This window comes from Pseudomonas sp. IzPS59 (genome assembly GCF_014863505.1).
GTDB classification, from domain to species: Bacteria; Pseudomonadota; Gammaproteobacteria; order Pseudomonadales; family Pseudomonadaceae; genus Aquipseudomonas; species Aquipseudomonas kribbensis.
Genome location: NZ_CP062251.1, coordinates 277,439 through 289,597, shown reverse-complemented (window position 1 = coordinate 289,597; position 12,159 = coordinate 277,439). Strand labels below are relative to the sequence as shown.

The following is a 12,159-nucleotide window of genomic DNA, read 5'->3' as shown; positions in this document are numbered from 1 at the left end:
GCACATTTGGCTATAAGCGATTGGCGGTTGCCCCGGTAAATCGGCGTGCCTATAGTCCTGACATCCCCTTGCATCAGTACGGACTCATGATCAAACAACAGCTGGACCGCTTCAACCGCCTCGACCTGCTCGGCCAACCGACCCCACTGGAAAAACTCGAACGCCTGTCCACCTGGCTCGGCCGCGATGTCTACATCAAGCGCGATGACCTGACGCCGCTGGCCATGGGCGGCAACAAATTACGCAAGCTCGAATACCTCGCCGCCGATGCCCTCGCCCAAGGCGCGGACACCCTGATCACGGCTGGCGCACTGCAATCGAACCACGTCCGCCAGACCGCTGCGCTGGCCGCGAAACTGGGCCTGGGCTGCGTGGCCCTGCTGGAAAATCCACTGGGCACCGACGACGCCAACTACACCGGCAACGGCAACCGCCTGCTGCTGGACCTGTTCGACACCAAGGTCGAGCTGGTCGACAACCTCGACAACGCCGACGAACAACTGGCCGCCCTCGCCGTGCGCCTGCGCAGCAACGGCAAGAAGCCGTATCTGGTGCCGATCGGTGGCTCCAACGCCATCGGCGCACTGGGTTATGTACGGGCCGGTCTGGAACTGGCACAGCAGATCGAGGACACCGGCCTGCAATTTTCCGCCGTGGTCCTGGCCTCGGGCAGCGCCGGCACACACAGTGGCCTGGCTTTGGCCTTGAGCGAAGTGCTGCCGCAACTGCCGGTGATCGGCGTGACGGTTTCGCGCAGCGAAGAAGATCAACGCCCTAAAGTGCAGGGCCTGGCCGAACGCACCGCCGATCTGTTGGGTGTCGCGTTGCCGGAGAATTTCAAGGTCGAGTTGTGGGACGAATACTTCGGCCCGCGCTACGGCGAGCCGAATGCCGGAACCCTGGCGGCGGTGAAACTGCTGGCCAGCCAGGACGCGGTGCTGCTCGATCCGGTCTACACCGGCAAGGCCATGGCCGGGTTGCTCGACGGCATCGGGCGCGGGCGTTTCGACGACGGCCCGATCATTTTCCTGCACACCGGCGGCGCCCCGGCGTTGTTTGCCTACAAGGATTTTCTCTGATGCGCTCGTTCCCACGCTCGGCGTGGGAAGGCCGGCCGGGACGCTCCGCGTCCCTTTCCGTCCGTTGAAGCCCTCCCGCGCAGCGGGTGGGATCAACCGGAATACGGGAAACTCATATTCCACATACGAATAACAAATTGAAAATTCATTATTTTCCATTCTAAAAAAACAGTCTTATAGTCTCGCCGCAGGCGAATATCGCGAGAGACGCATAAGCTGCTTTAAGGCAGGATAGCGCTGTCGTCCAATTCCCGGATTCGCCAACTTTCCTTAAGCGTCTTCCATAAGAAAACACAGGGGCTTGTCATGATTCTTTCCGCACTACGTCGAAATCTGCTGGTAGGTTCGCTGGGCCTGGCACTGAGCGCCGGTCTGATCAGCAGCGCCGTTGCCGGTGAGCAACTGCAACAGATCAAGGACAAAGGCGTTATCAACGTCGGCCTGGAAGGCACTTACCCACCGTTCAGCTTCGTTGATGCCGACGGCAAGCTGTCGGGCTTCGAAGTCGAACTGTCCGAAGCCCTGGCCAAGAAGCTGGGCGTCAAGGCCAAGATCCAGCCAACCAAGTGGGACGGCATCCTCGCCGCGCTGGAATCCAAGCGTCTGGACGTTGTAGTCAACCAGGTGACCATCTCCGACGAGCGCAAGAAGAAGTATGACTTCTCCGAGCCGTACACCATCTCCGGGATTCAGGCGCTGGTGCTGAAGGACAAGGAAGCTGCGCTGAACATCAAGACCGCCGCCGACCTGTCTGGCAAGAAAGTCGGCGTAGGCCTGGGCACCAACTACGAGCAATGGGTTCGCGCCAACGTGCCGGGTGCCGACGTGCGTACCTACGACGATGATCCGACCAAGTTCGCCGACCTGAACAACGGCCGTACCGACGCGATTCTGATCGACCGTCTGGCCGCCCTCGAGTACGCCAAGAAAGCACCGAAAACCGTAGCGGCCGGTCAGGCGTTCTCCCGTCAGGAATCCGGTATCGCCCTGCGCAAAGGCGAGCCAGAACTGCTGGCGGCCGTGAACAAGGCCCTCGACGAGCTGCGTGCCGACGGGACCCTGGCCAAGATCTCGGAAAAGTACTTCCAAGCTGACGTCACCAAATAATGGAAGCAGCTTTCCAACTCGCACTGGACTCCGCGCCCTTTCTGCTCAAGGGCGCGTACTACACGGTAGTCCTCAGCCTCGGCGGCATGTTTTTCGGCCTGCTGCTGGGCTTTGGCCTGGCGCTGATGCGCCTGTCGCGTTTCAAATCGGTCAGCTGGCTGGCCCGCATCTACGTGTCGTTCTTTCGCGGCACGCCGTTGCTGGTGCAGCTGTTCGTGATCTATTACGGCCTGCCGCAACTGGGGCTGGAACTCGACCCGCTGCCGGCAGCCCTGATCGGTTTCTCGCTGAACATGGCCGCCTATGCCTGTGAAATCCTGCGTGCCGCGATCGGCTCCATCGAACGTGGTCAGTGGGAAGCGGCTGCAAGCATCGGCATGACCCGCGCGCAGACCCTGCGCCGGGCCATCCTGCCGCAAGCCATGCGCACGGCGTTGCCGCCGCTGGGCAACAGCTTCATTTCACTGGTCAAGGACACCGCGCTGGCCGCCACCATTCAGGTGCCGGAGCTGTTCCGTCAGGCACAGCTGATTACCGCCCGGACTTTCGAAGTCTTCACCATGTATCTTGCCGCCGCGCTGATCTACTGGATTCTGGCCACAGTGCTGTCGCACTTCCAGAACAAGCTGGAAGAGCGGGTCAATCGGCACGACCAGGAGTCCTGACCCCATGATTGTCGTGGAAAAACTGACAAAGCAGTTCAAGGGTCAAGTCGTGCTCAACGGCATCGATCTTGAAGTGAAAGAAGGCGAGGTCGTGGCAATCATCGGCCCCAGCGGCTCGGGCAAGACCACGTTTCTGCGCTGCCTGAACTTCCTCGAACAACCCACCAGCGGCCGGATCAAGGTCGGCGATATCGAAATCGATACCGGTCGTCCCTTGAACCAGCAGCAGAATCTGGTGCGCACCCTGCGCCAGCATGTGGGCTTCGTGTTCCAGAACTTCAACCTGTTCCCCCACCGCACCGCCCTGGAGAACGTCATCGAAGGCCCGATCGTGGTCAAGAAGACGCCTCGCGACGAAGCCATTGCCCTGGGCAAGAAGCTGCTGGCCAAGGTCGGCCTCGCGGGCAAGGAAGACGCCTATCCACGGCGCCTGTCCGGCGGCCAGCAACAGCGCGTGGCGATTGCCCGGGCGCTGGCGATGGAGCCGGAAGTGATCCTGTTCGACGAGCCGACGTCGGCCCTCGACCCGGAACTGGTGGGCGAAGTACTGGCGACCATTCGCGGCCTGGCCGAAGAAAAACGCACCATGGTTATCGTGACTCACGAAATGGCGTTCGCCCGTGACGTGGCCAACCGCGTGGTGTTTTTCGACAAGGGGGTGATCGTCGAGCAAGGCGAAGCCAAGGCGCTGTTTGCCAATCCGAAAGAAGAACGCACACGACAGTTTCTCAGCAAGTTTCGCAACAACGGCTGAGAACTTCGCCTGCACCCTCACTCACTTCCATGGATGGAAGTAGTGTTTTCCAAGACATAAAAAATTACTCTCAAAACATAAACTACCCGCCCCTTGCAAAGGCAGTACATATATATGTCCCGCAACAACTTCCTGCGCATAAAATTCGCCGCACTCTGATTCCTTGCTTCAGCAGAACGAACAGTCAAACACGCTGAAAACCGCGAAAACCTGTAGCCTCTTTCCTTTCCCTGCCTAGTCCGACTGCTACAACAACGTAGGAACCTTCTGATTAATCCGTAATTCACGGATTAACTAAACCACTCGCTTGACACCTCTTCCGGCGAACTCTTATCTAGTCATCAACCGGCGCACGCCAGTTCAACAAGACACTTTCAAACTTGTACGCAACTCCTAAGTTTTATTGCCGATTAATTCACGCCATTCGTTCTTTCAGATACGGACTTCGCTGCAAGGCTTCAAGGAGAGAAAACGATGACCTGCATTTCAAACATCCCGCTACTGCCACCACCGACCCTGGAGCAAACCCACGGGACTGGAATCAACCTCATGGCGGCCGCCAACCTGTCGGTCGAAATCGGACCTTATGACGCTATGGACAGCGGCGATCTGATCGAGCTGTTCTGGGATGACTGCTATGTCGCTTCCCGCGTGCTGACTGCCGGCGATATCGGAAGCACGGTCAGCCTCAGGGTGCCGGAGAGCTTCATCGTCAACGGTTCACCCTGCGTGCACTATCGGGTCATGCAGGTCGGGAGAAACCCGGCGCTGTCGACCGGCGCCCGGCTCCAGGTGAAGCTCGACTGCCCGGGCGGGCAGTTCGCAACAGGCAGCGCAGAGGAAAACCAGTATTTGCTGCCAGTCAGCCTTCCAGACGTCATCCGCCGGCGTGGGGTCAACCCGAGCCAGATCAAGCGCGGCGTCCCTCTGACCATCGAGCCTTATCTGAACATGGCCGAGGGTGACGAAATCACCCTGCGCTGGGGTGATGCACGAATGGATCTGCCCCCTGTCACGCAAGCCGATGTCGGCCAGAGAATCCAAGTCTGGGTGCCACCGGCAGTCATTGTCGAAGCGGGTGAAGACCTGCGGCTTGACGTGACCTATTGCATCATCGACCGGGTCGGCAACAACTCGCGCTGGGCGCCGCCCCGCACCCTGAAGATTGGCTGCGTGAATCCTTATCTGAAAGCACAGCCGAGGCGGACTCCCATGGCTGTGGAGCGCAAAGCCAAGTGAGCTTTCGATCGTCTATACATATTCCTAAAAGTTAGTTTATTTAAATTTTATACGCGCTTAGGGTATATGAACCGGACCACCGGACATTCTTTCGTTCGCCGCACTTTTGCGGCGTTTTTCATGAGATGTGAGGTAGGTAACATGGTCCGGAACCCAATCACCCCAGTGCAGATCGCCAGGGCATTGCGTGCAGCCAAGGAGCGGCACTGATGTCCAGTCTGGCAGACGCAAACGTCCAGAGTGACCTGGACATCGCCCCGTTGTTGTTGCCCGCGCAAGTGCTGCGCAACGACGCTCAAGCCATCAAGGCTGCACATGAACTGGCGCAAGTCGCCCGCGTGCAGGCCGCCAAACGCGACCGTCAGCGCAAGCTGCCGTGGGCGGAAATCGAGCAGTTCACCCGCAGCGGCCTGGGCAGCATCGCCATCCCGCGCGAGTACGGCGGTCCGCAGGTTTCCTTTGTCACCCTGGCCGAGGTGTTCGCGATCATTTCCGCGGCCGACCCGGCGCTGGGACAAATCCCGCAGAACCAGTTCGGCATCATCAACCTGATCCTCGGCAGCGCCACCGAAGAGCAGAAACAGCAGCTGCTGCAGAGTGTGCTCGAAGGCTGGCGCATCGGTAACGCCGGGCCTGAGCGCGGCACCAAGGACACCCTGGAACTGAAAGCGCGTATCACCGCCGATGGCGATGACTACGTGATCAACGGCCAGAAGTTCTATTCCACTGGAGCCCTCTTCGCCCACTGGGTGGCGGTCAAGGCACTCAACGACGACGGCAAGCAAGTGCTGGCCTTTGTCCGTCGTGGCACTCCGGGCCTGCGCATCGTCGATGACTGGTCGGGTTTCGGCCAGCGCACCACCGCCAGCGGCACGATCTTGCTGAACAACGTGCGGGTCGACGCTGGTCTTGTGGTGGACAACTGGAAGATCAACGAAAAACCCAACACCCAGGGCGCCGTGTCGCAACTGATTCAAGCGGCGATCGACGCCGGCATTGCCCGTGGCGCCATCGATGACGCCATCGAATTCGTCAAGACCCGCGCCCGGCCGTGGATCGATGCCAAGGTCGAACGCGCCAGCGATGACCTCTACGTGATCGCCGACATCGGCAAACTGAAAATCGAACTGCACGCCGCCGAAGCGCTGCTGCGCAAGGCCGGGCAAGTGCTGGATCAGGTGCACGCCGCACCACTGACCGCCGAGTCCGCCGCCCGTGCCTCGATTGCCGTGGCCGAAGCCAAGGTGTTGACCACCGAGATCTCGCTGCTGGCCAGCGAAAAGCTCTTCGAACTGGCCGGCAGCCGCGCCACCCTCGCCGAATTCAATCTCGACCGCCACTGGCGCAATGCCCGGGTGCACACGCTGCACGACCCGGTGCGCTGGAAGTACCACGCAGTCGGCGCTTATCGCCTCAACGGCAAATTGCCGGCTCGCCATTCCTGGATCTGACGACCAGACATCTGGAGAAAAACCTATGACCTTTTCCCATCCCGTCGCGGTCATCACCAGCGACGAGCAAGCCCTGATCGTCGCCAGCGACCTGGCCGAAGATTTCCAGCGCGACAGCAACCTGCGCGACCGCGAACGCCGCCTGCCGCTGCCGGAACTCGACGTGTTTTCCCGCTCTGGCCTGTGGGGCATCAGCGTGCCCAAGGAGTACGGCGGCGCCGGCGTGTCCAACGTGACCCTGGCCAAAGTCATCGCCCTGATCGCCCGGGCCGATGGCTCGCTGGGGCAGATTCCGCAGAACCATTTCTATGCCCTCGAAGTGCTGCGGGTGAACGGCAGCCACGAGCAAAAACAACGTCTGTACGCCGAAGTCCTCGCCGGTCAGCGCTTCGGCAACGCCTTGGCAGAACTGGGCACCAAGACTGCCCACGACCGCGTCACCAGCCTCAAACGTGACGGCAGCAGCTATCGCATCAACGGCCGCAAGTTCTATGCAACCGGTGCGATTTACGCGCAGCGCATCCCGACTTCGGTGGTCGATGAAGATGGCGTGCAGCAACTGGCCTTCGTCCCGCGTGACAGCAAAGGCCTGACCGTGATCGACGACTGGAGCGGCTTCGGCCAGCGCACCACCGGCAGCGGCTCGGTGGTGTTCGAAGACGTGTATGTCACCGCCGAAGATGTCATCCCGTTCCAGAGCGCTTTCGAGCGTCCGACCACCGTCGGCCCGCTGGCGCAGATTCTTCACGCCGCCATCGACACCGGCATCGCCCGCGCCGCCTACGAAGATGCGCTGCACTTCGTGCGCAGCAAGACCCGGCCGTGGATCGATTCGGGCAATGACAAGGCCACTGAAGACCCGCTGACCCTCAAGAGTTTCGGCCATTTGAGCATCCGCCTGCACGCCACCGAAGCCCTGCTCGAACGCGCCGGCGAATTCCTCGATGCGGCCCAGGCCGAGACCAACGCCGAGACCGTTGCGGCGGCCTCGATTGCCGTTGCCGAAGCGCGGGCGATCAGCACCGAAATCTCTCTGGCCGCCGGCAGTACGCTGTTTGAACTGGCCGGCAGCCAGGCCACCCTGATCGAGCACGGCCTCGACCGCCACTGGCGCAACGCCCGGGTGCACACCCTGCACGACCCGGTGCGCTGGAAATATCACGCGGTCGGCAATTACTACCTCAACGATGAAAACCCTCCGCTGCGAGGGACCATCTGATGAGCAAGAAAAAGATCCTGCTCAATGCGTTCAACATGAACTGCATCGGCCACATCAACCACGGGTTGTGGACCCATCCACGCGACACCTCGACCCGATACAAGACCATCGAGTACTGGACCGAACTGGCGCAACTGCTGGAGCGCGGGCTGTTCGACGGGCTGTTCATCGCCGACATCGTCGGCGTGTACGACGTCTATCAGAACTCGGTGGACGTCACCCTGAAAGAGTCGATCCAGCTGCCGGTCAACGATCCGCTATTGCTGGTGTCGGCCATGTCTGCCGTGACCAAAAATCTGGGTTTCGGCCTGACCGCCAACCTCACCTACGAGCCGCCGTACCTGTTCGCCCGGCGCATGTCGACCCTCGATCACCTGAGCCGCGGGCGGGTGGGCTGGAACATCGTCACCGGTTATCTGGACAGCGCCGCCAAGGCCATGGGCCTGAGCGAACAGGTCGAGCATGACCGGCGTTACGACCAGGCCGACGAGTACCTCGAAGTGCTCTACAAACTCTGGGAAGGCAGCTGGGAAAACGGCGCGGTGCTCAACGATCCGCAGCAGCGGATCTACGCGCAGCCGGACAAGGTGCACAAGGTCGAACACAAGGGTGAGTTCTATCAGGTCGAGGGTTATCACCTGTGCGAGCCGTCGCCGCAGCGCACGCCGGTACTGTTCCAGGCCGGCAGTTCGGAGCGCGGTCTGCTGTTCGCCGGGCGTCATGCCGAGTGCGTGTTCATCAGCGGTCAGAACAAGCCGTCGACCAAGGTTCAGGTAGACAAGGTCCGCGCCAGCGCCGTCGAAGCGGGTCGCAAGCCCGAAGACATCAAGGTGTTCATGGGCCTCAACGTGATCGTCGGTGAGACCGAGGAAGCGGCCTGGGCCAAGCACGCCGAGTACCTGAGCTACGCCAGCGCCGAAGCGGGCGTGGCGCATTTCTCGGCGTCCACCGGGATCGATTTTTCCCAGTATGAAATCGACGAACCGATCCAGTACGTGAAGAGCAACGCGATCCAGTCCGCCACCAAAAACCTGCAGAACAACGACTGGACCCGGCGCAAATTGCTCGACCAGCACGCCTTGGGCGGGCGCTACATCACCGTGGTCGGCTCGCCGCAGCAAGTGGCGGATGAACTGGAATCGTGGATCGCCGAAACCGGCCTCGACGGCTTCAACCTGACCCGCATCGTCACCCCGGAAAGCTATGTGGATTTCATCGATCTGGTGATTCCGGAACTGCAACGGCGCGGCTCGTACAAGACCGCGTACGACACCGGCAGCCTGCGGGAAAAACTGTTTCACGGCGAAGCGCATCTGCCGCAGCAACACACCGGCGCCCACTACCGACACTCCTCCTCGCACTGACTGGAAAACCACCATGACCAAGAAGCTCCTGTCCCACCCAGTCAAAGCACTGGCCCTGGCCTTCGGCCTGTTCAGCTCGGCGGTGTTCGCCGCCGACGCGCCGTTGAAAATCGGCACCACCGCCGCCTTCGCGATCCCGCTGGAAGCGGCCGTCGAAGAGGCTTCCAAACAAGGCCTGAAAGTCGAGCTGGTGGAATTCACCGACTGGATCGCGCCGAACGTGAGCCTTGCCGCCGGCGACATCGACGTGAACTACTTCCAGCACATCCCGTTCCTGGAAAACGCCAAGGCCGCCTCAGGTTTCGACCTGGTGCCGTTCGCCCCGGGCATCATCAACAACGTCGGCCTGTATTCGAAGAAATACAAAAGCTTCGACGAGTTGCCGGAAGGCGCCAGCGTCGCCATCGCCAACGACCCGATCAACAGCGGACGCGGTCTGCAACTGCTGGCCAAGGCCGGTCTGATCACCCTGAAACCGGGCGTCGGCTACAAGGCCACCGAAGACGACATCATCGCCAATCCGAAGAAGATCAAAATCCTCCAGGTCGAAGCCGTGCAACTGGTGCGCGCCTACGATGACGCCGATCTGGTCCAGGGCTATCCGGCCTACATCCGTCTGGCGAAGACTTTCGATGCCGGCTCCGCCCTGCTGTTCGACGGCCTCGACCACAAGGAATACGTGATCCAGTTCGTGATCCAGCCGAAGAGCAAAACCGATCCGCGCCTGATCAAGTTCGTCGACATCTACCAGCATTCGCCGGCCGTTCGCGCCGCGCTGGATAAGGCCCACGGCAAGCTGTACCAGGCCGGTTGGGAAAGCTGAGGATGACGGCAGCCATTCAACGGCGACTGGATCTTCCGGAGCCACCCGCGTTTGCACAGCGCACCGAGCTGCATCCCGAACTGAACCGCGCCCATGTGCGTTTCGTCGGGCTCGGCAAAACCTACGACGGCAAACAAGGCCCGGTCGCCGCCCTGCAAGGCATCGACCTGGCGATCCAGCGCGGTGAAGTGTTCGGCATCATCGGTCGCAGCGGCGCGGGCAAGTCGTCGCTGATCCGCACCATCAACCGCCTCGAACAACCGACCTCGGGCCGGGTGCTGATCGATCAGGTGGACATCGGCGAGTACGACGAGGATCGCCTCGTCGCCCTGCGCCGGCGGATCGGCATGATCTTCCAGCACTTCAACCTGATGTCGGCAAAAACGGTGTGGCAGAACGTCGAACTGCCTTTGAAAGTCGCCGGCGTTCCGAAGGAACAGCGGGAGAAGAAGGTTCGCGAACTGCTGGAGCTGGTGGGCCTGCAAACCAAGCACAAGGCGTATCCGGCGCAGCTGTCCGGAGGGCAGAAACAGCGCGTCGGCATCGCCCGCGCGCTGGTGCACGACCCGGACATTCTGCTGTGTGACGAAGCCACTTCGGCGCTGGATCCGGAAACCACCCAGTCGATCCTCGGCCTGCTGCGCGAGATCAACAAACGCCTGGGCCTGACCATCGTGCTGATCACTCACGAGATGGCGGTGATCCGGGAAATCTGCGATCGCGTCGTCGTGCTGGAACATGGCCGCATCGTCGAACAGGGGCCGGTCTGGGAAGTGTTCGGCAATCCGCAACACGAGGTCAGCCAGACCTTGCTCGCACCGTTGCAGCACGCATTGCCCGAAGAGTTGCAAAGCCGTTTGCAGGCGCAACCGTCGTCGTCCGATACGTCCGTGGTGCTGCGTTTGCAGTTCACCGGCAGCCAGCAGGACGAACCGGATCTGGCCGCACTGTTCGCCGCCCTCGGTGGCCGGGTGAAATTGCTCCAGGGTGGCGTGGAACGGATTCAGGGCCACGCGCTCGGGCAATTGCTGCTGGCGGTGGCGGGATCGAAGCTGAACGCCGAGGAATTGCGCCAGCGTGCCAGCCAATGGGCACAACGCACGGAGGTGCTGGGCTATGTGGTTTGATCGCTTGCTGCAGGGTTTCATCGACACGTTCCTGATGGTCGGCGTGTCGTCGCTGATTGCATTGCTCGCCGGGATTCCCATGGCGGTGATTCTGGTCACCAGCGACAAGGGCGGCATCTACGAAGCACCGGTGCTGAATCGTGCTCTGGGTGCGTTCGTGAATCTGTTTCGCTCGATTCCGTTTCTAATCCTGATGGTTGCGCTGATTCCGTTCACCCGACTGATCGTCGGCACCACATACGGTGTGTGGGCGGCGGTCGTGCCGTTGACCATCGCGGCCACGCCGTTTTTTGCGCGGATTGCCGAAGTGAGCCTGCGCGAAGTCGACCACGGTTTGATCGAAGCCGCGCAAGCCATGGGCTGCCGGCGCTGGCATATTGTCTGGCACGTGTTGTTGCCCGAAGCGCTGCCGGGCATCGTTGGCGGTTTCACCATCACCCTGGTGACGATGATCAACTCATCGGCGATGGCCGGAGCGATTGGCGCCGGCGGTCTGGGCGACATCGCCTATCGCTACGGCTATCAACGCTTCGACAGCCAGATCATGCTTACCGTGATCGTGCTGCTGGTGGCGCTGGTGGCAGTGATTCAACTGGGCGGCGACCGTCTGGCGCGAGGGTTGAACAAGCGCTGAATTGCATGGCGTATAGTCGGCAACATCCTTTGCCAGCGCAGTCCGACCATGAAACAGACGCCTATCGATCTGGAACAGATCACCTCCACCACCCTCGGCCACTACAACTCGGTGGCCGAGGATTTTCGTGAAGGCACCCGCGACCACGATGTCAGCCAGAACATCGACGCCCTGCTGCGGCATATTCAGGCTGAAGCGCCGTTTTCCATTCTCGACTTCGGCTGTGGACCGGGGCGGGATTTGCAGACCTTCACACGGATGGGTCACATCGCCGTCGGCCTCGACGGTGCGGAAAAATTCGCGCAGATGGCTCGGCAAGACAGTGGCTGTGAAGTGTGGTGCCAGGATTTTCTGAAGCTGGATCTGCCCGCAGAACGCTTCGACGGGATCTTCGCCAACGCGGTGCTGTTCCATGTGCCGTTGCAGGAATTGCCAAGGGTGTTGAAGCAGTTGCACGGGACACTGAAACCGGGTGGTGTGCTGTTCAGCTCCAATCCACGCGGGGACAACCGTGAAGGCTGGAACGGGCCGCGTTATGGCTCGTATCACGATCTGGAAGCCTGGCGCGGGTTGTTGACCGCTGCCGGGTTCGTCGAGCTGGAGCATTACTACCGGCCGGCGGGGCTGCCGCGGGAGCAGCAGCCGTGGCTGGCGAGTGTCTGGCGCAAGATCTGACTCCCCTCACCCAAGGGTGAGG

The 12,159-nt window shown here is 61.1% G+C and carries 12 protein-coding genes; all 12 read left to right on the top strand.

The annotated features are described in order from the left end of the window. Positions 1 to 86 precede the first annotated feature (86 nt). Positions 87 to 1,079, top strand: coding sequence for a D-cysteine desulfhydrase (locus IF189_RS01250; protein WP_134825130.1), 993 nt, complete (start codon positions 87 to 89; stop codon positions 1,077 to 1,079). A 306-nt stretch (positions 1,080 to 1,385) separates the two neighbouring features. Next, entirely contained in the window at positions 1,386 to 2,186 is an 801-nt protein-coding gene (tcyJ, locus tag IF189_RS01245) for a cystine ABC transporter substrate-binding protein (RefSeq protein WP_085712693.1), read from the top strand. Continuing rightward, a complete protein-coding gene (gene tcyL / locus IF189_RS01240; protein WP_114881003.1) occupies positions 2,186 to 2,851 on the top strand; it encodes a cystine ABC transporter permease in 666 nt (221 codons plus the stop codon). Before tcyJ ends, tcyL begins: the two co-directional genes overlap by 1 nt. A 4-nt stretch (positions 2,852 to 2,855) precedes the next feature. After that, positions 2,856 to 3,605, top strand: coding sequence for an L-cystine ABC transporter ATP-binding protein TcyN (gene tcyN / locus IF189_RS01235; RefSeq protein ID WP_085712691.1), 750 nt, complete (start codon positions 2,856 to 2,858; stop codon positions 3,603 to 3,605). A 474-nt stretch (positions 3,606 to 4,079) separates the two neighbouring features. Then, a complete protein-coding gene (locus IF189_RS01230; protein WP_192552704.1) occupies positions 4,080 to 4,844 on the top strand; it encodes a hypothetical protein in 765 nt (254 codons plus the stop codon). A 209-nt stretch (positions 4,845 to 5,053) separates the two neighbouring features. Continuing rightward, positions 5,054 to 6,295, top strand: a complete 1,242-nt coding sequence (locus IF189_RS01225) for an SfnB family sulfur acquisition oxidoreductase (RefSeq protein ID WP_192552703.1) — start codon at positions 5,054 to 5,056, stop codon at positions 6,293 to 6,295. 25 nt (positions 6,296 to 6,320) lie between these two features. Beyond that, a complete protein-coding gene (locus IF189_RS01220) occupies positions 6,321 to 7,514 on the top strand; it encodes an SfnB family sulfur acquisition oxidoreductase (RefSeq protein ID WP_192552702.1) in 1,194 nt (397 codons plus the stop codon). Further along, positions 7,514 to 8,878: an LLM class flavin-dependent oxidoreductase gene (locus tag IF189_RS01215; RefSeq protein ID WP_134825126.1), complete on the top strand. Its 1,365-nt coding sequence runs from the start codon at positions 7,514 to 7,516 to the stop codon at positions 8,876 to 8,878. The genes IF189_RS01220 and IF189_RS01215 overlap by 1 nt, the downstream gene beginning before the upstream one ends. Before the next feature lie 13 nt (positions 8,879 to 8,891). Next, positions 8,892 to 9,701, top strand: coding sequence for a MetQ/NlpA family ABC transporter substrate-binding protein (locus IF189_RS01210; protein WP_134825125.1), 810 nt, complete (start codon positions 8,892 to 8,894; stop codon positions 9,699 to 9,701). Between the two features lie 2 nt (positions 9,702 to 9,703). Then, positions 9,704 to 10,828 carry a methionine ABC transporter ATP-binding protein gene (locus IF189_RS01205; protein WP_134825124.1) on the top strand — a complete coding sequence of 375 codons (1,125 nt, stop codon included), beginning with the start codon at positions 9,704 to 9,706 and terminating at the stop codon, positions 10,826 to 10,828. Continuing rightward, positions 10,818 to 11,462, top strand: coding sequence for a methionine ABC transporter permease (locus tag IF189_RS01200; RefSeq protein ID WP_065261159.1), 645 nt, complete (start codon positions 10,818 to 10,820; stop codon positions 11,460 to 11,462). Before IF189_RS01205 ends, IF189_RS01200 begins: the two co-directional genes overlap by 11 nt. Positions 11,463 to 11,510: 48 nt before the next feature. Continuing rightward, a complete protein-coding gene (locus tag IF189_RS01195) occupies positions 11,511 to 12,137 on the top strand; it encodes a class I SAM-dependent methyltransferase (RefSeq protein ID WP_134825123.1) in 627 nt (208 codons plus the stop codon). Positions 12,138 to 12,159: the final 22 nt, after the last annotated feature.